Consider the following 24,506-nt stretch of genomic DNA (forward strand, 5'->3'; position numbering starts at 1 on the left):
ATCAAAAGCAAAAAATTGCACTAATTTCCAAAGATTACTTCTTAGAAATTAGTGCAATTTACGTTTACTATTTTGTCCAGATGCTAGCTGCTATTTTACCTTTACAAAGCGATCAATTCCTTCTCTCAACCAACCTTTGTAAGCATTTATATCAGAGTTATAACTTTCCGGTTTGTCAGATAACATAGTACCTTCGGCGTCTAAAATGATATAGTACGGTTGCGCATTGGCTTTAAATTTTGTAATTTGAAAGTCACTCCATTTATTCCCCACACTTACAATTTCTTTACCTGTTTCTTTAGATACATATTGCTCGCTTTTAGGCAATTCTCTTTTATCATCCACATACAAAGAGATTAATATCACTTCCTCCTGTAATATTTTTAGAATCGCAGGATCAGACCAAACATAATCTTCCATTTTTCTGCAATTCACACAAGCATATCCTGTAAAGTCCAGTAAAATGGGTTTGTTTACTGATTTGGCATAAGCCAATCCTTTTTCATAATCTTCAAAGGCAATAAGATCATGGGGTCCTAAATGTGCGCCTTCCGGCAAAATTTGAGCTGATGCATTCGAACCACCTTTTGAGTTTCCTACTCCGTACGGGCTTTCACTATACGTCATTGGTGGTGGAAAACCAGAAATTAATTTTAACGGCGCTCCCCAAATTCCAGGAATCAAATAGATGGTAAAGGCCAAAACCACTAATCCAAAAGACAATCTTCCTACCGAAATATGACTCATCGGGCTATCATGCGGCAGCGTAATTTTTCCGAATAAATAAAAGGCTAATGTTCCAAAAATAGCAATCCAAATCGCCAAGAAAACTTCTCTTTCCAAGAAATGCAATTGCAATACCAAATCTGCATTTGATAAAAATTTGAAAGCCAATGCCAGTTCTAAAAATCCTAAAACTACTTTAACGGTATTCAACCAGCCACCGGATTTTGGTAAAGAATTCAACCAACCTGGAAACATCGCAAACAACATAAAAGGTAAGGCTAAAGCCAATGAAAATCCGAACATTCCAACAATAGGTGCAATTCCGCCTTTAGAAGCAGCTTCGACTAAAAGGGTTCCAACGATTGGTCCGGTACACGAAAAAGACACAATAGCTAATGCCAAAGCCATAAATAAAATTCCAATTATTCCTCCTCTATCCGCTTGATTATCTACTTTATTTGCCCAAGAATTAGGCAACATAATTTCAAATGCTCCTAAAAATGAAGCCGCAAAAGTGACTAACAAAACAAAGAAAATAATATTAAACCAAACATTCGTAGACAGCGCATTCAGTGCATCGGCACCAAAAATCCACGTCACTAAGAATCCTAAAACTACATAAATGAAGATGATAGCAATTCCATAAATAATGGCATTTCTAATTCCTTTTGCTTTTGTTTTACTTTGTTTCGTAAAGAAACTTACCGTCATAGGAATCATCGGGAAGACACATGGCGTAAGCAATGCTGCAAATCCAGATAAAAAAGCAATGAAGAAAATGGACCACAATCCTCTTTGTTTGGAAGGCTTCGTATCCAGAACAGGAACTTTTGCAGGAGTAACAACCTGTTCTTTATTTATATCTGTATTTGTAACTGCAGTGTCAACTTTAGCTGAATCTATTGTCGTTAAATCTGTTGCTACAGTAACGATTTCTGTTGTTTTTGAAGCCGCAGGAATGGTAAACGTGAAACTCTTTTCTATGTTAATACAAACATCTTTACAAACCTGATAATTAAAATCAACTTTTATTTCCGTAAGCTTCGGGTTTGTTATTGTAATTTCTTGTTGGATTTGACCTTTCTTTTCGAAGAATGTTTCGTTAACTTCAAATATATCATTATAGGCCGTTCTTGTTTTACTTTCTTTGGTCTTACCTACTAAAGTAAAATTCCCTTTCTGATTTTTGAAGATGATTTCCAATGGTAGAGGCCCACCGTCTGGAGTAAACTGCGAATACAAATGCCAATCATTTTCTATAACCGTATTGAAGGTTAGGATGTAATTAGTCTCGGATTTTTTTTCGATTTTGGTAGTCCATTTTGCTGGATCTAAAATCTGGGCATTTCCATTGGCGAGAGCCAAAAAAGCAAGAAGTATAAATAGTAGTTTCTTCATTATTCTAATTGTATTTTAAGTATATTCTTAGTTGTGTTGTCTATTCTAAAGCGCTCATCCTGACGAAGACCTATTACCCAAACTATCTCAGTATTGGAACATAAAAGCCATTTGCTTTCTTTCTCGATCAAGGATAATTTTTCATCTTTAAACAGTTTACTGATCTTTTTTGATTTGCCATCCATTCCAAAAGGTTGAAAATGATCGCCTTCATTCCAGTGACGCAAAACCAATGGATAGTGTATTTTATCAGCATCCACAAATATAGTTTTATTTGAACCGATACTTATGTCCGCTACTTTGCAAAAGCTAAGATTTAAGGGAATATTAACTTCTTTTTGATTTTCTAAAATCGAATACTCCTGAATTTCATCTTCCTCATTCAAGCGGCTCAAGAGTAAGGAATCCCGATCTTTTAGTAAGCGGTACTCCAAAGAATAAACACATTTGCCCGATTGGCTATCGACTAAATCATAAATATCATCCCATGCTTTAAATCCAAATTCATTGAGCCATTGGTACAAATAGGATTTATAGTTCGGTAACTTTTGTAATTGCTGCAAATCAAAATAAATGGTATCGCCATCTTGCTGTGCAACCTGTTGATACACCATTATAGCCGCATCATCGACCATTTCCTGAGCTTGTTGCAAATATCCTTGTGTTTTGTGAAACGATAAGAGGAAATTGGGATTCAATTCCTTTAACAGTGGAACAACATGATGGCGGATTTTATTGCGAAGGTATTTATCAGAGGCATTACTACTGTCTTCGCGCCATTGGATGCCATTTATTCTGGCATATTCTTCCATTTCTTCTTGGCTAAATGCCAAAAGTGGGCGTACTACTTTTTCGTTTTGTTCTGGAATACCTATTAATCCCTCTAAACCAGTACCACGTGACAGATTGATAAGAAAGGTTTCTAAATTATCATCAGCATGATGTGCGGTAAGAATATAATCGTATTTTTCAGTTTCTAATAATTCATAAAACCAATTGTATCGCAGCTCTCTAGCAGCAACTTGAGTAGATATTTTATAATCTTCGGAGAAGGCTTTGGTATCAAATTGTGTTATAAAAACTGGAATATTATTTGCAACAGCATATTGTTTAACGAAGTACTGATCATCAAAGCTTTCTATTCCGCGAAGTTGAAAATTACAATGTGCAATTCCTATTTCGTAGTCCAATTGCTGAAATAAATGAACCATAACCATGCTGTCTTTCCCACCGCTTGTGGCAAGAAGTATTTTTTTCCCGGGCAAGAACTGGAAATTATGAAGAAGGTGTTTTTTAAATTTATGTAGCATGTTCAAATTTAATTAATTCGTTTGGATTTAACTTAAAACTTCTCGCATCGCTTTTGCTTTAAGCAAACATTCCTCATATTCCTTTGCAGGAATGGATTGCGAAGTGATGGCACTTCCCACAGAAAAAGAAACGTATTGTTTTTCTTGATTGTATAAAATGCTTCGGATAACTACATTGAAATCAAAATCTCCGTTTGGTGTAAAATAGCCAACTGCTCCACTATATAAACCTCGTTTTGTTTCTTCAAGTTCTTCAATAATTTTCATCACAGAAATCTTTGGTGCTCCTGTCATACTCCCCATTGGAAAAGTTGTTTTCAAAACATCTAGAGCTGAATATTGCGCATCTAATTTTGAAATAACTGTTGAGATCATTTGGTGCACTTGCATAAAAGAATAAATTTTGCAGAGTTCTTTTACTTCAACAGATCCTTTTTGTGCAGTACGTGATAGGTCGTTTCGCACTAAATCCGTTATCATAATATTCTCTGATCTCTCTTTTGCATCTGTCGCCAATTCGTTTTTTGATTTTTCATCTTCAATTGGGTCTAAAAATCGTTTTGCAGTTCCTTTAATCGGTTGCGAAACAATCAGTTCTCCTTCTTTCCTTACATAGCGTTCTGGTGTCGCCGAAAGTAAAAAGTACGTGTTATTTTTAAAAAAAACAGCAAATGGAGGCTTAGAAATTTCGTTGAGTTTACTAAATTTTTCAAAAGGATCTAGGATTGCATTTTCGGCAAAAAACTCCATACAAAAATTGGCTTCATAGATATCCCCCCGATGAATGTATTCCAAAATTTTAGCCACTTTTTGAAGATAATTCTCCTTCGGAATTCGTTGTTGGATCTTTACTAATGCTTCTATATCGACTTTTGACTTTCGACTTTCGATAATTTCTTCAAAATCTTCCTCTACTTCATCATCACACATATTGAGATATTGAATTTCGAGTTCATTCCCTTTCAATAAAAACAGTTTTTTAGGCTGAAAGAAATACAAATCGGGAAATTCTAATCCGTCAAAATTATGAGATTGTAACTCCTCAATATCATTTTTTAAATCATAAGATAAATAGCCAAAAAGCCAATCCTTGGTATTTTGCTGGTATTGTTTTAAGTCTTCAAAAGCATTGTGAAAATCAGTTTTAATGGATGTAAATGCATCAACAGCAAGAACACAATCAAAACTGGAATAATTTTGTGGATAATCATTACTGTCCAAATAAATGATTTCTCGAAACTGTTGAGACCATAATAAAAGCTGTTCTTTAAACAGTTTTGGATCAGAAATAGACTTGTAAATTGAAGTTCTCAAAAAGTATTGGTATTTAAAATTCAAAATTACAATAAAAAATAAACCTTCAATAATTGATTTTACTAAAAATAGCTTATTTTTTTGTAAATTTGATAAAACAGAATCAATTTCGGTTTTATCAATCTTTGAAATAGTCTTTTAAAGTCTCAAAAAAATTCAGACCTTTAGATCTTTAGGAACAAAAAAGCAATTGATTTTTTACACTAATATAATTTTACTTCAATCCACAATTTTCGAATAAAAAACAACTTGTAGGATTGTTTCAGACTATAATTCACAAATAGGAACCAGCAGCTCAACAGTGGTTTAACACTACTAATTTTGCAGCTTTAAATGGGCACGGATGGGAAATTGCAAATAGGATAAAAATTGCAAACCCATTATAATAATTCTCTTATATGTAACCAATAAAAACCATATAGTATGAAAATTGCAATCCTTATTATTCGATCTTTATTAGGAATCTTATTCCTTTATACCTCCGTTAGTTTTTTTCTGCACCTTGCACCTGAAGCCGAAAATACCGGTAATTTTAAAGCTTTTAATGTTGGTTTAATGGCGTCGACTTATTTGATTCCTTTGGCAAAATCTTTAGAATTCCTTTGTGGACTTTCTTTCATCACTGGTCGCTATGTAACCCTCGCGAACCTTATTATTTTACCCGTTACATTAAATATCCTATTGATTAATTTTTTCCTAACCCCGGAAAATTTACCAGTTGCCTTATTTGTGTTTTTTGGTAACATCTTTTTAATAATTAGTCATTGGTCAAATTACAACGGTTTATTTGTAGCAAAATAATTTGGCATTAAAAGTAAACTTTACATTCCAAATCAAAGCCTTGATTTATTGGAATACCTAATTTCAGGGCTACATTTTTTAACGCTTTAAACAATTTAAAATGAGCAACAACCACATGTTTAAAAAGCACTAGTTAGTGCTCCATTTATAATTTAACACCATAAGGCAGGGTGTTTTACCCGTATCAGATAATAAAAAAAAGTACAAAAGGGATTCCATTTTAAAAGTCAGAATCTTCGTAGTGAATTTATATGGTATCGATAACCTCTTTCATTAATTGTATGCTTTTCAATTTATAATCTTGATTGAAAATTGGACTGGTGATCATCAATTCATCAATTTGCGTGTAGTCTACAAACTGTTTTAGTTCGATTTCTACTTTCTTTTTGCTTCCAATAAAGGAACAAGATGTCATTTGGTTCACATGAAAGTGTTCTTCTTCCGTCATAATTCCATCCATAGAATCCACTGGCGGCTGCAATGGTTTTCTATCATTCCGTATCAAGTTCAGAAACATTTGGGTTAAGCTAGTAGCTAACTTTTGGGCTTCTTCATCCGTGTCAGCTAAAATTGCATTGGCGCAGGCCATGGTTTTAGGTTTGTCTAAATATTTTGAAGCTTGAAAGTTATCACGATAAAATTGAAACGCTTGGACCATTTGTTTGGGCGCAAAATGTCCAGCAAAAGCGTACGGCAATCCATTGGCTGCAGCCAAAGCAGCACTATCCATACTAGAACCTAAAATCCAAATAGGGACATCAGTTCCTTCTGCAGGAAAGGCTCTAACCTGTGCATTCGTATTATCCTTTGAGAAAAAATCTTGAAGAGCTGCAACATTTTGAGGAAAGCGCTGCGACTGTTCGAAAAAATCTTTGCGAATGGCTTGCGCGGTTAATCCATCGGTTCCTGGCGCTCTTCCTAAACCTAAATCAATACGGTTTGGATACAATATCTCCAGTGTGCCAAACTGTTCTGCAACAATTAATGGAGCGTGATTAGGCAACATGATACCGCCAGAACCTACTCTAATATTTTGAGTTTTATTTGCAATATAACCTATAAGCACAACCGTAGCGGTACTGGCTACATGAGCCATATTATGATGTTCAGCCAACCAAAATCTATTGTATCCTAGACTGTCAGCAAGTTGCGCTAATGCTGTTGTCTTTTGAAAAGTATCCTTTGCATCGCTATCTTGAGTAATTATGGCTAATTCTAATATGGAAATTGGAATGTTTTTTTTCATTATTAATTTCAAATTTTAACAAAAATAATCATTTCCTATCGAGCCCAAAATTCTCTGGTGTTAATAGATTTATAATGTTTGAAAAATGAAAAATAGTTTACTCCTATGCGTCCATAAAAAAACCTGCCACTTAAAATGGCAGGTTTGATAATTTATATTAAAAAAAAGACTTATTTCCCATCTACATAATCTTGCAAATAACTAAATCTTGGAGTCAATTTACCATTCTCAGTAATTTTAGCTCTTTTCAGAATCCCATCTTTATCTTCGTTAAAAAATGCTGGAATCACGTGTTCTAAGAACATTTCACCAAATCCTTCACTAGCATCTTTTGGCAGTTCGCATGGTAAATTATCCACGGCCATAACAACAATTGCTGCAGGATGAAAAACATCTGATTCTTGATGTTCGTTAGGTAAATAGCCATACAAAGGTTCTGCAATAGTAGAGGATCGAAGCGTGCAAGCGATAGGACCATTCAAATCACAAGAGACATCAGCAACCACTTTAATCTTGCAATCATTCGCTTTCATCATTTCTTGGGTAAGAATTACTGGAGCGTCACTACCATAAAAATGTCCTGTGATATAGATGTCAGAAACTTTAGTAAATTTTTCAAAATCAGAAATGTAATCCTTTGGATTTTGATAAAAATCAGTAAAGTCTAAAACCTGCCCGTCCTTGCGCTTGTTGTATTCCAATACATCAATTTGGGTAAAAACTGGTTGCGAATAATTTTTTGTCAAATAATTTTCAATGGATACTTCCTTTATTTTTATAGCATCTAAAACTTCTTTAGCTCCATTACCTACTTTACCCGTTCCAGTAATCACAAATTTTAAAGGCGGTAATACCAATCTTTTCAAATGAGCAATCAGGGCCTCTTTATCTGAAAGTGTTTCTGCTTTTGGTAATTTAAACAATTCAAATTTTATTCCAAAAGCCCGAATACTATTGTAAGCGCCCACAATTCCAGCGTATCTTCCAAAACCAATTAATCTGCGGTTTTCTCCATCTACAATAGTTTCATAGTCGTACAAATCAATGTTATTGGCTAATATGGCTTGCAACAATTTTCTATTGTAGGGTTGTCTTTTGATGGTATGGGAAAAGAAAAAATAAGTTTTATTAGGAATTAAATTTTCTACTGGGACTTCTTTTACGCCAAACAGTACATCACAGTCACTGATATCAGCGGTAACTTCAATTCCAAGATTTTCATATTCAGAATCGGTGAAAATCCTAATATCAGAACGTTCTACCATTACGGAAACATTTTGATATTCCTGTTTTAACTTTGTTAATGCATTTGGTGAGAAAACAACTCTTCTGTCAGGCGGATTTTTTCGTTCTTTTAAAATTCCAAATTTCATATCTCTTGTGCGCTTTAAGATTTATTTAATATAACTTTATTATGTTTATTTGTTACAAATATAACAATTTAAACGAAATTGATTTTATTTTTCAGTAAAATCTATAATTTGCAATCCCACTATCCACTGATGCACATAATGATACAGTTATTGTAATCAAAAGCATCTGGTAAAATAGTGTTAAGGTTTAAAAAAACAGGGAATCAAAACACATTGATTCTATATATTTGCCCTTCTAGCACTACAGAAATGAATTTTATAAAAAAAACAAATATACTACATATATTCCTGCTCCTTGTGATATTAAGCTCTTGCGCCAAAGAGAAAAAGAAAGTGGAATTAAATGATGCGCAACTCCCAAAGAGTACATTGCCTAAAATGAAGCCTTTATCTAAACCAGAGCCCAAACTCACTGCCGCGTATATCAATTCAAAAAAGCTGGAGATTGACTCTTTTTACAAAAAAAATTGGCCAAATAATAGTGCAAATGGCAGTTTTCTGGTAGCAAAAAACGGTCAGATTATTTATGAAAAATACGAAGGTTACGCTAATTTTAGAGATAAGATAGAAATTACTAAGACCACACCACTGCATCTTGCATCAGTTAGTAAAGTCATTACAGCTACTGCTATTTTGAAATTAGTCAATGCCAAAAGAATCGAACTAGATCAAAAGGTAAACACCATTCTCAAGGAATTTCCTTATCCAGATGTTACCATAAAAACATTACTTAATCACAGAAGCGGCATGCGCAATTATGCCTATTTTACAGATCGTGATAAAACGGTTTGGGATCGGCACAATATACTGACCAATCAGGATATCCTGACGATTATGGCAACCAAAGATATTGGTCTAGAGTTCAAAACTGACACTCGTTTTAGTTACTGCAATACCAATTATGCCATGTTAGCCTTAATAGTAGAAAAAATCACAAAACTTCCGTTTAAAGAGGCCATGAAACAAATTATTTTTGATCCCTTAGGAATGAAGAATACTTATGTTTTTGACTATGACAAGGATAAAGATTCTGCTGTCACGTCATATAAAGGAAACAAAGTGGAGATAGGAAAAGACTATTTAGATGCTGTTTATGGCGATAAGAATATCTATAGCACACCTAGAGATTTATTAAAATTTGATAGAGCAAGAAGCAGTGCTAATTTTTTAACACCAGCATTGCAAGCTATGGTATATAAAGGATACAGCAACGAACGCAAAGGAACCAAAAATTATGGTCTGGGAATCCGAATGGTGAATTGGGAAACGGGACAAAATTTTTATTTTCATAATGGTTGGTGGCATGGAAACACCTCGTCCTATATTACTTTGCGAAAAGAAGGCGTCACTATAATCGCTTTATCTAATAAATTTACGCGCAAAACGTATGACGTTCGGAAATTAGCCGTTTTATTTGGAGATTATCCTTTCAAATTACGAGACGAATAAAAAAGGTATGATTTTTGACGCTGTGTTTGAAGTTTAGCGATACAAATTCAACTTTAAAAGTGTATATTTGCAAAATCAAAATTCAAGTTTAAATTTTGAAATTAAATAATGGGGTCGACTGGTTTTGACAGCAAGTCGAATTGATAAGTAAGCACGTCGAGCATTGAGACCTTGCTCGTAAATATAAGATCTTACCATTTTACACGGCGAAAATAACTACGCTTTAGCTGCATAATCCGAATTATAGTACGATTAAGCCACGTTCCTATCAGATAGGAAAGCTGGATTCTCCTTGAAAGCCTTGGTTTGTGGCGTTCAGATAAGGGGAACCGTAAAAATAGACCTAGATTTCCATGAGCTTCGGGTGGATTTCAAAATTAAGAAGATAAGTAGCGTGTGGCTGTTTCTGGCCTAGCACACTATCGAAAACTCAATCAGGAAATAAACGCGTAGAAAGCTTTTTAGTTGCTTGTTTGGACCCGAGTTCGATTCTCGGCGACTCCACAAAAAACCCGAAAATCATTGATTTTCGGGTTTTTTTTCGAATCAAGGAGTATGCATTATTACAATGCTGGCATTTTTGGACTATTAGTTGTTGATAGAAAAGTAGGAGAGTAAAATTTGAATTCGTAACTTTGGGTAAATACATAAAAAACAATGAAAAAACCAAGTACTAAATCCCCTCATTTTGAACTAAGTGGTAGCTCTTATTTTCAAGTAATTCATCAGTTTTTAGACTTTACTCTTTTAGCAAGCCACTGTTTAAATAAAAACCTCGGTTATTCAAGAGTTATGGCTTTTATAGATTCTCTTAAACTATTTTTATTAGCACGAAGACGAATTGTTTCGGTACTTCTTTTCTTAGCCGTTTTGTTTATTGCAACTTCATCGTTTGCTGTTTCTTCCCTAGCTATATTCATAATCACCTCTTTCACTTTTAGTTGGACTCTTTTTCTTTCTTCATCTAAAAAATAGAAACCGAACAAAGTTGAAATCTAAATAAATTGCCCGAAACATTACAAATTCTTTATTCAACTTCTACGAAATTATCCTAGTTCACAACTTGGTTCATGAAGAATTGGAAAACTACAGGAGTTGGCAATAAAACAAAGTTCGTTTGCTTTTTTATGTAAACGTAGTGCTTCGGCTATTTTTTCTTTTTGTGTTATGATCACTTTTGGATACAAGCGCACTTCAATAAAGCGTCCGCTACCGTTATCTAAAACTTCAAGCCTTGCCTCAGCCGCATCAGTATAAGACAGCACTTCAATTCCGTTTTGAGAACAAACATATAAATAGGACATCATGTGGCAGGAAACGATACTGCTCAATAATAAATCTTCAGGATTATACAAAGTTGAATCTCCTTTGAAAGCTTTAGCAGCCGAAACATTTAAAATAGGTTTCCCTGCTATCGTAATACTATGGGTTTTACTAGACGTTTTGAAAGTTGAACCCTGCTCACTTTTAACTAAAAACCAGTCCAATTTTGCTTTGAATACATGTTTAAAACTCATTTTTTTATTTTTATTCCAAAAGTAATCAAATCAACGATTTCTTTCGCATGGGATTGAAATAGTACTTTAGATTAAAAAACACTGTAAATAGTAGCAGTGAACTGTTGACAAACAAAACGGCAAATAACCTGCTATTGGACAAATTGACTATGCTTTATGTTCAATATTAAAATAATACAACAAGCTTGGTAGCACTATTAAAAGTAAAGGCATGGCTATTAAAAAACCACCTATTATCGCAATATTTTAGCCCCTTCTAAGTTCGAAGTGATATTCTAAATTCCGATTAATAATTATTATATTAATTTGTTTATTATTAAATAAGTAAAAGTAAAAATACTGATCATTAAGGGAGTTTGATTGATAACATTGGACATGTTAAATTGCTGTCGAACACCAATGTGACGAATTCCCTTTTTTGTTTACTTTTTCATTAGTGGTATATGGAGTAAATTCCTGTTTGCCCTTAATTTTTCAGTAAAGTGCTTTTATATATTTAAGGCTAACTTGGAGTGATAAGGAAAACCACGGAATTCTGTTTGGTAGGATTAAGTTATTATCTTTTAGTATTGTTGTAAGTTATTGTTTACCAAATTTTTGCGATTACTCAAACGCCACAAAATTATCATCCACTTTCTGAATATGAACTGTTTCAGGATGTTTTTGTGCATAAGAAAAGATGAGTTGCATGATATATTGATTAGATTTACAAGGCGTAAGATACTCTTTGACTTGAGATGGATTAGTAATTACTAGATCTGAATCCAGATAACCCATACCAAAAAAATGTCCGTTTTCGACCCAAATGCAACTGCGTTCATCCGTTGTTCTTCCTTTGTCAATAATCGCAAAACTGGGTCTGCTGTTCAAATAAAAATCAATTGCTGCTTGAATTGAATCGTTATGTATCTCGATTTCAGGTAAGGCTCCCGTATCATTTTGAGTTGTAAAAACGCCATCGGACATACTTCCGTATTTGCAAAACCTTTGATCAATTTCAAATTGTTTGGCTAATTCTTGCAATAGATTTATACCACTATAAATGCTATCAAAAGTTTCCAGACAATTTTGATTTTTAGCCAGTTTCCCTATTGCCAAGTAGCGGTATCCATTTCTTGCTTCGTATTCGAACAATCCAAATTTTGGTTCAAAGCGTTTCAAAGCTTTATTATGAATGGGCCACAACTGTTTTATTTCACTGCATTCGAGCAACAAAGCCATCAGCTCTGTACCGCAAACTTCATAAGTAATGGCATAGATATCTCGCAAGAAATGTTGCCTTTGAGGTGTGATTTTATGACCTCCAAAATGGGATGCCACTCGTTTTTTTAGGTTGACTGCTTTGCCGATGTATACTACTTTTTTATGTTCATCATAAAAATAATACACGCCTGGTTTATCTGGTAATTGATCAAAATCTTCTTTTGGTAAATTAGGTGGTAATTGCTGCTCTTGGGATGTTTTTTTAATCATGACATCCATTACTTTGTCATGGTCCCATTCCAATAATCGGCTAAACAAAATGGCAGTTGCATCAGCATCACCTCCAGCACGGTGGCGGTTTTCTAAATTGATATCTAAGGAGCTACAAAGCCGTCCTAAACTGTAAGACAGCATTCCCGGCTTAATTTTTCGTGCTGCTCGTACGGTACATAATTTTTTGGCCGTCCACTTTAATCCAGCTCTTTCTAGTTCATGACGAACAAAAGAGTAGTCAAAATTAACATTGTGAGCCACAAATACCCGATCCGATAAAAGTTCAAATACTCGATCTGAAATTAAATCAAAAACAGGAGCTTCACATACCATTTCATTGGTAATACCTGTCAATGCAAAAATAGCGTCGGGTATGTGTTTTTGTGGGTTTACCAATGTTTCCCATCGGTCGATTACTTTTTCGCCATCGTGAATGACAATCGCTATTTCAGTAATGCGGCTGTGTGTGGCATTGCCGCCTGTGGTTTCAATATCTACTATTGCGTATTCTTGTTTTTTCATTTTTTATAGTAAGGAAGGCTTCTCGACTGCGCTCGAAGTGATAGTGTTTTGATTGAAATTGAATTATAACTTTTATGTTAAGTAATGCTTCTCGACTGCGCTCGAAGTGACACTATTAATCTCCAATATTTAGTTGTTAATTCGTTAAACCAATACTATTTTTTACCTCAGCTAGATCTTTCTTTAATTCAACAAACATGTTTTTGATCGTATCACTTTCCAGCGCTTCAGTCCGTTTGTCACTGCGGGCGATGCTGCATTGGTATTCCCAAATTTCAAGAATATGGGACGCTTTGACTTCGTACGGCGGATAGAAATAATTATCTGATGCTAGTACCAAGGCATTTTTGTTGTTTTTATTGAGTCGTTTGTATACCATTCCTTCACTTCTGGTAATAAAAATATACGTTTTCCCATCTAAAACTTCACCCAAACCTTCTACGTAACGTCCCACGATAATATCGCCATCTTGATGCGGTGGCATCGAATCCCCTTCGACAGGGAAACCACGGTATTTGCCCACGCCTAAAAACGGTAAGGATATTTGTTGCAATTGTTCGATATATTCGGGATCGGCATAGCCATTTAAGTATCCTGCTTTCACTTTTTGGGTTACTACTTCAATGCGATTTTCGCCCATTTGATCTACTTGAATGGGTAAAATCAATCGGTTATTTTCGAGTTTTAACAAATCAGTCACCTCAATTTTCCGAACATCAACAGACAGTAATAAATCAATACTGATTTGGTAATATTGCCCTATTTTCTTGAGAATTTCGTAAGGCGCTTCGGAAGTTCCATCTTCGTACTTCACATAGCGACCCCTAGTAATCATAAGGCTTTCGGCTACTTTTTCCTGTGAGATTTTGTGTTTTACACGCAAGGCTCTGATATTGTCTGAAAATAAGGACATACTAAATTTGTTATAATTTGGAACAACAAATATACTAAAAAATGTTAGTATCTGTGCTAATTTTGTCCTCTAAAAAGAAATGAAATGGCACGTGCAATTGTACATATGGATTTGGATACTTTTTTTGTTTCCTGCGAACGGTTAAACAACTCGCAACTGGAAGGGATTCCGTTGATTATTGGTGGCGGTGATCGTGGTGTTGTGGCTTCTTGTTCGTATGAAGCGCGGCGTTTTGGAGTCCGTTCGGCAATGCCCACTTCGATGGCGCTCAAACTTTGTCCGCAAGCTAAAGTGATCAAAGGTGATATGGAACGCTACTCGCAATTGTCGCATACCGTCACCCAAGTGATTCAGGAAAAAGCACCTATCATGGAAAAGGCGAGTATCGATGAATTTTACCTCGATGTCTCCGGTATGGATCGTTTTTATGGTTGTTACCAATGGACCAATGAACTGGCGCAAAGGGTAGTAAAAGAAACCGGATTACCAATAAGTTTTGCTTTGTCGATTAACAAAACGGTTTCTAAAATTGGTACTGGTGAAGGCAAACCCAAAGGACATTTGGACATCCCCGAAGATCAGGTTCGTACTTTTTTAAACCCGTTATCGATTCAGAAAATTCCCATGGTGGGCGATGTGACGTTTCAAACCTTATCCCGAATTGGTATTCGAACCATACAAACCTTATCCGAAATGCCTGCCGAAGTGCTGCAACGCATGATTGGTAAAAACGGCGTCGAGATTTGGAAAAAAGCCAATGGTATCGATAACAATCCCGTTGAACCGTACACGGAACGCAAGTCAATTGCCACTGAACATACTTTTGTGCAAGACACGATTGATATTGAGCACCTTAAATCGATTTTGTGCGGAATGGTTGAAAAACTAGCATTTCAATTGCGTTCAGAAGAGTGGCTGACCTCAACAGTAGTCGTGAAAATCAGGTATGCTAATTTTGATACCGAAACCAAGCAATGCAAAATTGCCTATACCTCAGCGGATCATTTGCTTACGCAAAAAGTACTTGGTCTCTTTGATGTACTGTATCAACGCCGAATGCGGTTGCGTTTGGTGGGTGTTCGTTTTAGCGGTTTGGTTCGGGGTACTTATCAGATTGATCTTTTTGAAGATACGCAAGAAATGCTATCGCTTTATGCCGCTATGGATAAAATGAAAAGCCGCTACGGTTTTGATGCGGTGATGCGGTGTGCCGGTGCCGCTATGAAGCCTAATATGAAGGATGTTATTTTGAAAAGGATGAGAAGTGAAAAGTGAGAAGTAAAGGGTGAGAAGTGAGAAGTGAGAAGTGAGAAGTGAATCCTAAGAAGTTCTCAACTGCGATCGAACTGAACTATTTATTTAAAATTCAAACAGTTAGGTGTAATTAAAAAATTCGTTAGTTCGAGTGTTTTTTGTGAAGTAAAACGGAACAAAAAATGTATCGAGAACCCTTTTTAATAAGTTTTTCTTGTTATCGATACACTTTTCTTTCCGATGATTCGGGAGAAAAGTAGTCAACCTGGCGAAAAATTATCAATAAAAATTAATTGTTAAAATTTAGTACTACTATGTATTTAAATTGCCATTCTTATCATTCGTTGCGTTACGGCACGATTCCTCTGGACGACCTGATCAATAAAGCAGTTCGCTCTGGGGTTACGGTTATGGCACTCACGGATATCAATACGGTGACGGGGATTTACGATTTTATAACGGCGTGCAAAAATGAATCCATTAAACCTTTGGTAGGCATCGATTTTCGTGCAGGCAATGACTTTCGGTATATTGGTCTAGCCAAAAATACTAGCGGACTCGCAGCCATGAATCGTTTTTTGACCCATCATAATTTTAAGGAAATTCCTTTGCCAATAGTAGCCCCAGAATTTGAATCGGTTGTGATTATTTACGCTTTCGCCAATGCGCCAACGGAATTAAAAACCAATGAATACATTGGAATACGTCCCGAAGAAGTGGGAAAACTTTTTGGGTACAAAGGCAGTCTCGACAAAATGGTAATTCTGCAACCGGTTACTTTTAGAACCAAAAAAGAATACCAACTTCATAAAATTTTACGCGCCATTGATAACAATATTTTGTTGTCTAAACTCAGGGGTTCGGATATCGCCACGCCTTATGAAATAATGGTTTCAGAGGAGCGTTTGCTTGCTGCTTACAAAAAGTATCCGCAAATCATTGCCAATACGCAAGCGATTATAGACAGTTGCGATTTTCAATTTGATTTTGAATCACCCAAAAACAAAAAACACTACACTACCTCTCAGAAAAGTGATATTGCGTTGTTGACCACTTTAGCGCATCAAGGGATGCAATGGCGGTACGGAAAAGATCATGCACCCGCTTTGGCTAGAGTCCAAAAAGAATTGAAAGTGATAGATGACTTGCAGTTTAGCGGCTATTTTTTAATCACTTGGGACATTATTCGGTACAGCAATAGCCGTGGTTTTTTGCATATTGGTAGAGGAAGTGGTGCCAACTCTATTATTGCATATTGTTTAGGAATTACGGATATCTGCCCCATTGAACTCGACTTGTATTTTGAACGTTTTCTGAATGAAAATCGCAAGAGTCCGCCCGACTTTGATATTGACTGGAGTTGGCAAGAACGCGATGTGATATTAGAATATATTTTCAATCGGTACGGGTATGAAAATGTAGCTTTTTGTGGCACCAATGTCGAATTCAAGTACCGTTCTATCTTTAGGGAAGTGGGCAAAGTGTTTGGTTTACCCAAAGAAGAACTTGATCATCTAGCCAAAAATCCGACGCGGTTGCAACAAAGCAATAGTGTGGTCAGAGAAGTGCAGGAATACGGTATGTTATTGGAAAAATACCCCAATCAACGCAGTATGCATTCTTGTGGAATCATCATTTCCGAAGAACCCATCACGAATTACACGCCCTTAGAAATGCCTCCGAAAGGATTCCCTATTGTGCTTTTTGACATGCATGTTGCCGAGTCGATTGGATTCGAAAAATTTGATATTTTGAGTCAGCGTGGCATTGGTCATATCGATGATACGGTAAAACTGGTTGCTAAAAACAGAGGGATTCAGATCAATATTCGGGATACTAGTATTTCTAAAAATGAAGCCAAAGCCAATACGTATTTAGCTAAAGGCAATACCATAGGTTGTTTTTATATTGAAAGTCCAGCCATGCGGGGTTTGTTGCGCCGGTTAAAATGTGATAATTACAAGACTTTAGTAGCCGCTTCTTCAATCATTCGTCCTGGTGTAGCCAAGTCTGGAATGATGAAAGAGTATATTTTTAGGCACAACCATCCCAATCAATTTGAATATTTCCATAAAGTGTTCGAAGAGCAATTAGGGGAAACCTATGGTATTATGGTTTATCAGGAAGATGTGATTAAAATCGCATTGCATTTTGGAGGATTACCCGCTGCTGATGGTGATATTTTGCGCCGGGCGATGAGTGGTAAAGGACGTTCTTTAGCTGCTTTGCAAAAAGTAAAAGACGATTTTTTTGCGAGTTGCGCCAAACAAGGACATGCAGAAACACTTAGCCAAGAAATTTATCGACAGATCGAATCGTTTGCAGGCTATTCGTTTTGTAAGGCACATTCGGCTTCATACGCGGTAGAAAGTTACCAGAGTTTATATTTAAAAGTGTATTATCCCATTGAGTTCATGGTGGCGGTCATCAACAACCAAGGTGGTTTTTACAGAACCGAAGTCTATGTGCATGAAGCGAGAATGGCGGGTGCAAGCATACACAATCCGTGTGTTAACAAAAGTGAATTTACCACCACTTTATACGGAAAAGCCGTTTATTTGGGTTTTATGCATTTGCAAGGATTGCCCGTAAAACTAGCAGAAGCAATCGTAAAAGAACGCGACTGCAACGGCGATTATCTTTCCTTAGAGGATTTTTGCAATCGGGTTGCTATAGGTTTAGAAAGTCTTAAATTATTAATTTTCATAGGTGCTTTTAGGGAAACTGGCAAAACTAAAAACCAATTGCTAATATTGGCGAGTTTACTGTTTAATTCGGCTCCATCGGATCATCAAATGTTGTTGTTACAGGAATCGGTAAAGGAATACCAATTGCCTAAATTAGAACGTTCTCTTTTTGAAGATGCCTTTGACGAAATTGAATTGTTGGGCTTTCCCATTTCATTTACCCCTTTTGATTTGTTACAAAGCGCTTATAGAGGCGATGTAATGGCGCAGCATTTACTTCAACATCACAAAAAACAAGTACGCATGTTGGCCTATCTGATCTCAAGAAAACAAGTTCCCACAGTTAGAGGCACGATGTATTTTGGTACTTGGGTCGATTTTGAAGGCACTTATTTTGACACAACCCATTTTCCTGATAATTTACAGCAGTATCCGTTTCAAGGTGGCGGCTGTTACTTGCTCTTAGGCACTGTTGAAGTTGATTACCACTTCCCTACTCTAACCATTCTTAAAATGGCAAAACTGCCTTTTGTGCCTGATCCACGCTATTCTGATGCTAAGGACCATCAGTTCTTGACCCAACAACGCATGAAGGAAGATGTGAGTAGTACCAGTCGCGAACCATATCCTAGAGCGCATGAGATTCATTTACCACGATATAAAATGGGCAATGATGTAGAGCAAGTATAATCTCTAAAAGAACTCCATAATAAGGCAACTTGGGTCTTTATTTTAAGTTTTTTTTTATATGGTAAAGCAATTCTTTAGTGCTTTTAGTTACCATCGTTAGCAGGAAGGAAATCTCATCAACAGCAAAAAATTAGAGACATAAAGAATTTTGATTTGGAAAATTTAAATTGGAAATTGCAACTTAATAAAAACCAGAAATTAAGAAAGAAAACAGTGCTATCAAAACACAAAACAAGTATATCAAATCCATAATTGGTGTTAAACACTTTCGTTTAAAATAGTATAAACTAGTTCTTTAGTAGGTTTTTTATTTTTCAATTTTTCTCTAACCAAATCAAAAGTCACTTTGAAATCACAGCCCGATTTGTAGTGGCTACATCCATAAGCCGTTTTTCCTTTAATAACCGTTCCACTTTGGCATTTTGGACAGGTTAATTCGTCTGGTATGGCTTTCGCCAAAGCTTTCTTAGGTTCTAATTTGAGTTGGAAATTTTCGTCAAAACGTAGCAAACCCTCTACAACTCCGGCATTCGTTTTAAAGTCTTTCAAATTTACAGTAGATCCTTTTTGTAGTAATCGCAGATATTGATTCTCGGATATTTTTTTCTCTGCAAAACTATACGGCAATAAAAACGTACAACCCGCTTTATAATCGCCACATCCATACGCCGATTTTCCTTTGATGAGCGTCGCATTTTTACATTTTGGACACGCTACTGCTAAAATTCCTGCTGCTTTCTTTTGCTCTACTTTAACGACTTCTTTTTGAACACTACTGGCATGCGAAATATTGGCACGTGTGGTTTCACTTCGCACTTCATAGACTAAAGCTTCTACCATACGTTTCATGTTGTTGATAAATCCAGCAGCGCTATACGTACCTTTCTCAATATCTTTCAATTGTTTTTCCCAAGAACCCGTCAACTCAGCTGATTTTACTAAATCATTTTGAATGGTATCAATCAGTCTAATCCCTGTTGGCGTTGGTAATACCTGTTTTTTATTTCTAACAATATATTGGCGTTTAAAAAGCGTCTCAATAATATTAGCGCGTGTTGATGGTCGTCCTATTCCATTTTCTTTCATCAATTCGCGTAAATCTTCATCATCTACTTGTTTTCCTGCCGTTTCCATGGCACGTAACAAGGTTGCTTCCGTAAACTGATTGGGTGGTTTGGTTTCCTTTTCTAAAAACGACGGCTGATGTGGTCCCTTTTCGCCTTCAACAAAACTTGGCAATAGATCGGCTTCTTTTTCTTTCACATCTTCAAAAACAACACGCCATCCTTTTTTTAAGATTTCTTTTCCAGTGGTTTTAAAAGCTACATCGGCTGCTTTTCCTATCACGGTGGTATTTGCTACCAAACAATCATCATAAAAAACGGCAATGAACCGTTTAGTAATAATATCATAAACCTGTTGCTGATTGTATTGTAAATTGGTTTGAATCCCCGTTGGAATAATCGCATGGTGATCCGTTACTTTTTTATCGTTAAAAACTTTAGTAGATTTTATAATCTTCTTTCCTAATAGCGGTTCGGTTAACGCAGAATAATTGGTTAACTTTTGAAGAATTCCAGCTACTTTTGGGTACACATCATTGGGTAAAAAGGTGGTATCAACTCTGGGGTACGTGACTACTTTCTGTTCGTACAAAGTTTGAGCAATTTTCAACGTTTCATCTGCAGTAAACCCAAACTTAATATTGCAATACACTTGTAAACCCGTTAAATCAAAGAGTTTTGGAGCAAATTCATTTCCTTTCTTTTTTTCAATCGAGACAATTTCAAAATCGCTTTCCTTGACTTTATTGGCTAAAATCTCTCCGTCTTCCTTTTTTAAAAAACGTCCTTCTTCATAACTAAAAAGCGTCTCTCTGTATAAAGTCTGCAGCTCCCAATACGGCTGTGGTTTAAAATTTTCAATTTCCTTAAAACGATCCACTACCATAGCTAATGTAGGGGTTTGTACCCTTCCAATAGACAATACTTGTTTGTATCCGCCATGTTTTACGGTGTACAAACGGGTCGCATTCATACCCAATAACCAGTCGCCAATAGCTCTGGAAAATCCCGCATAGTACAAATTATCGTAGTTGGATGACGGCTTTAAGTTTTCAAAACCTTCTTTAATGGCTTCGGTAGTTAATGAAGAAATCCATAAGCGTTTTACTTCGCCTTTATAATTGGCTTCATTCATCACCCATCGCTGTATCAATTCTCCTTCTTGACCCGCATCCCCACAGTTGATGACCAATTCTGCTTTGTCAAATAAACTTTTTATAATTTTAAATTGCTTTTGAATGCCGGAATTCTCCACTACTTTAGTTTCAAATTTATCGGGAAGCATAGGTAAGTTATTCAAATCCCAACTTTTCCAATGCGGTTTATAATCATTTGGTTCTTTTAAGGTGCATAAATGACCAAAAGTATACGTCACAACATAGCCGTTGCCTTCGTAATACCCGTCATGTTTGGTATTAGCTCCTAATACGGATGCGATTTCGCGTGCTACACTTGGTTTTTCGGCAATACAGACCTTCATTATATACTATTAATTTGAAGCCGCAAATTAGGAATTTATATGTTGGGAATAAAAAGGAATCGTCAGGAGTTATGAACGAGCTTCAAAAATAGAGTGCGACATTGCGTGAAATGAAATAATAATAAAAGAATAACAAAATCATAATTAATTGATAGCAGGACGAGAGTACTGAAACTGATTTGTATAAAAAAAGGCTTACCTAGATTAAAATCATCGGTAAGCCAAGCCAATAAAAACTGATTACAGTTTTATTTTTTATTTTCTAAGCGGTAAGAAGTTCCTCCATTATGTGTTTTTCCAAATTGATCTATTGCTTTTATTTCAACTTGATGTTCTCCGATTTCTAGATTAGTTTGGATTTTCCCTCTCCAAAGATGTTTACTTTCGATAGGGTTTGACGAGCGCCTTCCTGGAATTAATTCTTCGATAAGATCCCATTCATAAACGTCAATTGCATAAGAAGGATCAATTTCTTCAACATACTCCAAGGCGATCCATTGGCCTTGGTCGATACGATAGTGTAAGCTGTCATTTTTACTTCCCATAAAGAAATTTACATAAATACCAGATTTAGTAGAACGTCCTTTTTCAATAACTTTTGGAGCAAAAACTTCCATTTGATAGGTTTTGGGTTTGCCCGCTACTTTATAATCGATGTTGTATTGATTTCCTTTAAAATTAATAAAAGCATATCCTTTGGGTGTTCCATCACGCATGGTTGAAACCGGAACGCCTTGCTGATTGAGTTTCCCTGAATACCAATCTCCAGAGGTCGTTCCTACATTATAATGATGATGTGGTTTTTCCTGTAGCCAGCCTTCCTTTTTGCCAAAGTAATCCTGACGTTGAATATGGGTATGGGCCGACAAAGAAAGTGTATTTGGAAAATCTTTTAAAAGTCTAAATAAATGATCCCGGTCAGCATCTCTAAACGAATCACCTTCGGTTTCGCTTAAAGGTATGTGAAAAGCTAAGACTATTAAATGATCTTTTGGAACAAGTTTCAAATCATTTTCAATAAATTGTAGTTGGTTTGCTGTGAAACCGCCCCAATATCCTTTTTGATTTCTTGGGTCAGGATAAAGCACATTATCTAATATGATAAAATGTACTTTTCCGTAATTAAAGGTATAGTTGGCTGGGCCAAAATGCGCTTCATAAGTCTCATCGGCCATTTCATCTGTTGTGGCATCAAAATTAAGATCATGATTTCCCAGTAAATTATACCACGGAATTCCTGCTGCTTTTACCGCTTTTAAATATGGATTAAATAGAGCAAGGTCATTTCCTACTAAGTCACCTAAACTTAAGCCGAATGGAACATTTTTTATACCTGCAACTTCGGCTACAATACCTTTCGCAAAAAAATCTACTTCCGCTTGCGTATACGGTTGTGGATCACCAAAAATTAAGGCTGTAAATGCATCATTTTCTTGTTGCGGAATTAATCCAAAATTAACTGATTTTGGCAGTTTTCCTGTTGGATCGACCCCTTTAAATTTTAATTTTGGAGAACCATTAGGTTTGTGATTGTAAAAAAACTGTGGAAGATTATTTTCATCAACACCCACTTTATAATTCGCTGGTTTTATTACAGCTATAATGGCATCATCGTTAATAGGAAGATTGTATTTGCCATCTTTATTCGTGAGAACAACGTCAAGGCCATTAGTTACAGCCACATTAGAAATTCCTTTTTCATTGCGCTCCATTTTATTATTCTTATTATTGTCCTCGAAAACGAAACCCTCAACATTAGTTTGTGCCATAAAAGGAATGGAGAATAAAAGGGCACAAAAGGGTAAAAATACTTTTTTCATAATTTTTTATTTTAATTAAGATTTATTTATCCCACCAAACTTTAGTGTTAACATCATCTGTACCTAAGATTTCAACAGCTTTAAGATAATTTTGTTGGTTATTAATTTGAATGCTGGTTGGATAGAAAAAACGGGATGGCATTATTGCATTATTTTCCATCGCAGTAGTTTTTGGAAGTATCGGAAACCCGGTTCTTCGGTACTCAAACCATTGTTGGTAATCAATAAAATATAATGCGTAATATTTTTGAAGCATTATTCTTTCCAAAGTACCATCATAAGTTGCCAGTTGACTATCAAAATAAGTTGTTGTAATGGTAACTCCTAATTGTTCCATTGCAGCTTGAACTCCTTTTTTATAATGTAATTCAGCCTCCGTTGTGAATCCTCTTTGAGCAGTTTCGGCTTTTATAAATTCTACCTCTGCATAAGTCAACAAGAAAATATTCATTGGATTGGTGATTTGAGCTGAATTAAACGTCGAAGCATTGTAAGCAAATTGAGATTCGGCGCCAACATAAGCGCTGGGAATTCCTTTATATCCTATCGAAATAGTATTCATATCCGTGGCAACACTAGCAATAATTGGCCTTCTAGGATCTAACATAGTATTTAAGTTGTCAATAAAAAAAGAGGCTATTTTGACATTTAAGCTAAAATCCTGAGGTCTTCCCCAAGGTGAAACATTAGGGGTAACTCCTGTAACTTTCAAGATTGCAGATTCAGCGGTATTTTCAAAAACAGGATACAGTATTGGATTTTGAATCATGGTTGCTAATTTTTGAAAAGCGTTGGTTTCTGAACGATTGGATATTCGCAACAACAAGCGCATCTGAAGCGAATTAGTGAATTTTTTCCATTTTTTAACATCATTTTGAAAGAGAATATCACTGGCATAAACCATTGGAGAACTAGTTTTATAAAGCGTATTGGCTCTCTCTAAATCTGCTAAAATAGTTTTGTATATAAGCTCCTGAGAATCAAATGCAGGATAGAGATTTCCTTCTTCCCCGCTTACAGCCTCGGTCATGGGCACTGGTCCAAAAATATCTGTTAAATTGGCATAAACCCAAGCATTTAAAGTCAAGGCAATCGCTTCATAATTAGGATCTTCTGCTCGAATTGCGGCTATTTTCATTTCTTTAATGTTATTGAGCCATTTGTAATAATTATTCCAAGACGAAGCACCAATTTCTTGACTTAAATCATAGCGATGTAAGCCTCCAGAAACACTTGGAAACGGCAGTGAAACTTGCATTAAATTAAAAGTCACACTTGCACTTCGGTTGGCATTGTGTGTGGCCAAACCATAAATTATAGGATTAATTAAAGTTCCTGGACTTATTTCAGCAATCCGATTCGGATCCTCGTTGAGTTCACTAAAATCGCCTGTGCAGCCTATATTTAGCAGTATCATTGCTAAAATTGCAGTAAAAATTTTTATCTTTTTCATCATTAAATAGGAG

16 protein-coding genes and 1 other RNA gene are annotated in these 24,506 nt (G+C 35.8%); 5 read left to right on the top strand and 12 right to left on the bottom strand.

The window, feature by feature from the left end; genetic code table 11:
* Nucleotides 1-90 precede the first annotated feature (90 nt).
* Genes BLS90_RS10255 through BLS90_RS10265 form a run of 3 tightly spaced genes read right to left on the bottom strand, consistent with a single transcriptional unit; the run spans nt 91 to nt 4,748 of the window.
* Nucleotides 91-2,124, bottom strand: coding sequence for a protein-disulfide reductase DsbD family protein (locus tag BLS90_RS10255; protein WP_091257555.1), 2,034 nt, complete (start codon nt 2,122-2,124; stop codon nt 91-93).
* A complete protein-coding gene (gene tilS, locus BLS90_RS10260; RefSeq protein ID WP_091257556.1) occupies nt 2,124-3,434 on the bottom strand; it encodes a tRNA lysidine(34) synthetase TilS in 1,311 nt (436 codons plus the stop codon). The genes BLS90_RS10255 and tilS overlap by 1 nt, the downstream gene beginning before the upstream one ends.
* Nucleotides 3,435-3,461: 27 nt before the next feature.
* The gene (locus tag BLS90_RS10265; protein WP_091257557.1) at nt 3,462-4,748 is read right to left on the bottom strand and encodes an anthranilate synthase component I family protein; all 1,287 of its coding nucleotides are present in this window, start codon (nt 4,746-4,748) and stop codon (nt 3,462-3,464) included.
* A gap of 423 nt (nt 4,749-5,171) precedes the next feature.
* Here BLS90_RS10265 and BLS90_RS10270 point away from each other — a divergent pair, with 423 nt between their 5' ends.
* Nucleotides 5,172-5,549: a DoxX family membrane protein gene (locus BLS90_RS10270; RefSeq protein WP_091257558.1), complete on the top strand. Its 378-nt coding sequence runs from the start codon at nt 5,172-5,174 to the stop codon at nt 5,547-5,549.
* Between the two features lie 247 nt (nt 5,550-5,796).
* Here BLS90_RS10270 and BLS90_RS10275 read toward each other — a convergent pair whose 3' ends face one another.
* Together BLS90_RS10275 and BLS90_RS10280 are read right to left on the bottom strand one after the other, a co-directional pair.
* Nucleotides 5,797-6,795, bottom strand: a complete 999-nt coding sequence (locus BLS90_RS10275; protein ID WP_091257559.1) for an LLM class flavin-dependent oxidoreductase — start codon at nt 6,793-6,795, stop codon at nt 5,797-5,799.
* Between the two features lie 170 nt (nt 6,796-6,965).
* The gene (locus BLS90_RS10280; RefSeq protein WP_091257560.1) at nt 6,966-8,168 is read right to left on the bottom strand and encodes an NAD(P)-dependent oxidoreductase; all 1,203 of its coding nucleotides are present in this window, start codon (nt 8,166-8,168) and stop codon (nt 6,966-6,968) included.
* A gap of 249 nt (nt 8,169-8,417) precedes the next feature.
* Between BLS90_RS10280 and BLS90_RS10285 the strand changes: the two genes are divergently transcribed.
* Entirely contained in the window at nt 8,418-9,617 is a 1,200-nt protein-coding gene (locus BLS90_RS10285) for a serine hydrolase domain-containing protein (RefSeq protein ID WP_091257561.1), read from the top strand.
* Between the two features lie 110 nt (nt 9,618-9,727).
* Nucleotides 9,728-10,124, top strand: a transfer-messenger RNA (tmRNA) gene (ssrA, locus tag BLS90_RS10290).
* 272 nt (nt 10,125-10,396) lie between these two features.
* On the opposite strand, the gene BLS90_RS16890 is transcribed toward ssrA, so the two are convergent.
* The 4 genes from BLS90_RS16890 to BLS90_RS10310 form a co-directional block, all read right to left on the bottom strand.
* Nucleotides 10,397-10,537 carry a hypothetical protein gene (locus BLS90_RS16890; RefSeq protein ID WP_175455468.1) on the bottom strand — a complete coding sequence of 47 codons (141 nt, stop codon included), beginning with the start codon at nt 10,535-10,537 and terminating at the stop codon, nt 10,397-10,399.
* Between the two features lie 126 nt (nt 10,538-10,663).
* Nucleotides 10,664-11,134 carry an OsmC family protein gene (locus tag BLS90_RS10300; protein WP_091257563.1) on the bottom strand — a complete coding sequence of 157 codons (471 nt, stop codon included), beginning with the start codon at nt 11,132-11,134 and terminating at the stop codon, nt 10,664-10,666.
* 603 nt (nt 11,135-11,737) lie between these two features.
* A complete protein-coding gene (locus BLS90_RS10305; protein WP_091257564.1) occupies nt 11,738-13,132 on the bottom strand; it encodes an exonuclease domain-containing protein in 1,395 nt (464 codons plus the stop codon).
* Nucleotides 13,133-13,268: 136 nt separating this feature from the next.
* A complete protein-coding gene (locus tag BLS90_RS10310; RefSeq protein ID WP_073355293.1) occupies nt 13,269-14,045 on the bottom strand; it encodes an XRE family transcriptional regulator in 777 nt (258 codons plus the stop codon).
* Between the two features lie 84 nt (nt 14,046-14,129).
* Between BLS90_RS10310 and dinB the strand changes: the two genes are divergently transcribed.
* Nucleotides 14,130-15,320: a DNA polymerase IV gene (gene dinB, locus BLS90_RS10315; RefSeq protein WP_091257565.1), complete on the top strand. Its 1,191-nt coding sequence runs from the start codon at nt 14,130-14,132 to the stop codon at nt 15,318-15,320.
* 293 nt (nt 15,321-15,613) lie between these two features.
* Nucleotides 15,614-18,676 (top strand): DNA polymerase III subunit alpha, encoded by a 3,063-nt coding sequence (locus BLS90_RS10320; protein WP_091257566.1) that lies wholly within the window; start codon nt 15,614-15,616, stop codon nt 18,674-18,676.
* 258 nt (nt 18,677-18,934) lie between these two features.
* On the opposite strand, the gene BLS90_RS10325 is transcribed toward BLS90_RS10320, so the two are convergent.
* The 3 genes from BLS90_RS10325 to BLS90_RS10335 all read right to left on the bottom strand — a co-directional run bounded on the left by BLS90_RS10325 (nt 18,935) and on the right by BLS90_RS10335 (nt 24,493).
* Complete coding sequence (locus BLS90_RS10325; RefSeq protein ID WP_091257567.1) at nt 18,935-21,220, bottom strand: DNA topoisomerase 3; 2,286 nt, start codon at nt 21,218-21,220, stop codon at nt 18,935-18,937.
* Nucleotides 21,221-21,468: 248 nt separating this feature from the next.
* Nucleotides 21,469-23,040 (bottom strand): calcineurin-like phosphoesterase C-terminal domain-containing protein, encoded by a 1,572-nt coding sequence (locus BLS90_RS10330; RefSeq protein ID WP_091257568.1) that lies wholly within the window; start codon nt 23,038-23,040, stop codon nt 21,469-21,471.
* Between the two features lie 22 nt (nt 23,041-23,062).
* The gene (locus BLS90_RS10335; protein ID WP_091257569.1) at nt 23,063-24,493 is read right to left on the bottom strand and encodes a SusD/RagB family nutrient-binding outer membrane lipoprotein; all 1,431 of its coding nucleotides are present in this window, start codon (nt 24,491-24,493) and stop codon (nt 23,063-23,065) included.
* Nucleotides 24,494-24,506 lie beyond the last annotated feature (13 nt).

It is taken from the genome of Flavobacterium omnivorum, from assembly GCF_900099915.1.
In the GTDB taxonomy this organism is placed as follows: Bacteria; Bacteroidota; Bacteroidia; order Flavobacteriales; family Flavobacteriaceae; genus Flavobacterium; species Flavobacterium omnivorum.